The organism is Variovorax sp. RCC_210 (assembly GCF_041355175.1).
GTDB lineage: Bacteria > Pseudomonadota > Gammaproteobacteria > Burkholderiales > Burkholderiaceae_C > Variovorax.
In genome coordinates, this window is sequence record NZ_JBFUPJ010000045.1 from 1 (window position 1) to 1,056 (window position 1,056).

The window sequence follows — 1,056 nt, forward strand, 5'->3', positions numbered from 1 at the left end:
TCGGCTCTGCGCGCCTCGATAGCCCGAGTCCGCCCACACCGTGTCTTCCTTGCCGTGCAGCAGGTCACTCACCTGTTTGGGCTGCTGCCGGTTTCAAAGACACCTTGTTAAGGTGGAAGATGAAACTGGAGGTGGTTCATGGGAACGAGAAGGCAATTTAGCCGAGAGTTCAAGCTTGAGGCAGTCAAGCTGGTAAAGGAACGAGGCGTGTCGGTGGCACAGGCCGCACGCGACCTCGATGTGCACGAGAACGTGTTGCGCAAGGGGTGCGCGAGGCTGCGCTCGATCCGCAGCAGGCGTTTCCTGGTCAGGGCGTGATGAAGCCCGAACAGGCTGAGCTGGAGCGTTTGAGGAAGGAGAACGCCAAGCTGCGCATGGAGCGTGACCTGTTGAAAAAAGCGGCGGCCTACTTCGCCAAGGAGTCGATATGAAGTTCGGCTTCGTTGCGAAACACCGAGGGACGTGGCCGTTGGCAATGATGTGCGAGGCGCTCGGTGTCTCGCGAAGCGGCTTCTATGCGTGGCTCAGCAGGCCCCGAAGCCAACGCAGCCTGGAAGACGAGGTGCTCGCCAGCCAGGTGCGTCAGAGCTTCCTGGGCAGCGACCGTACCTATGGCGCCCGGAGCGTGTGGCATGACGTGCTGGCACTGGGTCAAAGATGCGGATTGCATCGCGTTGAACGGCTCATGCGTGAACAGGCCCTGCGTGCGAGGCCACGACGCCGAGGCTTGCCGCAAGACCGAGGTCAGCGCAGCGCTATCGCCGACAACGTGTTGGACCGTCAGTTCCAGGCTGATGCGCCCAACCAGAAGTGGGTGGCCGACTTCACGTACATCTGGACGGCCGAGGGCTGGCTATATGCCGCAGCGGTGCTCGACCTGTACTCGCGTCGCATCGTCGGCTGGTCGATGCAGGACAGCATGACCTCGCAACTCGTGGCCGATGCGTTGATGATGGCCGTGTGGCGCCGGGGCAAGCCGGTCGCGTTGCTGCATCACTCCGACCAAGGAAGCCAATACACCAGCGAGCACTTCCAGGAGCTGCTCAAGGAGCAAGG

Annotated in this window: 1 pseudogene; it reads left to right on the forward strand. The window is 61.9% G+C overall.

The window, feature by feature from the left end:
• Positions 1-138 precede the first annotated feature (138 nt).
• Positions 139-1,056: pseudogene (locus tag AB6807_RS39360) on the forward strand (IS3 family transposase); the annotation flags it as partial.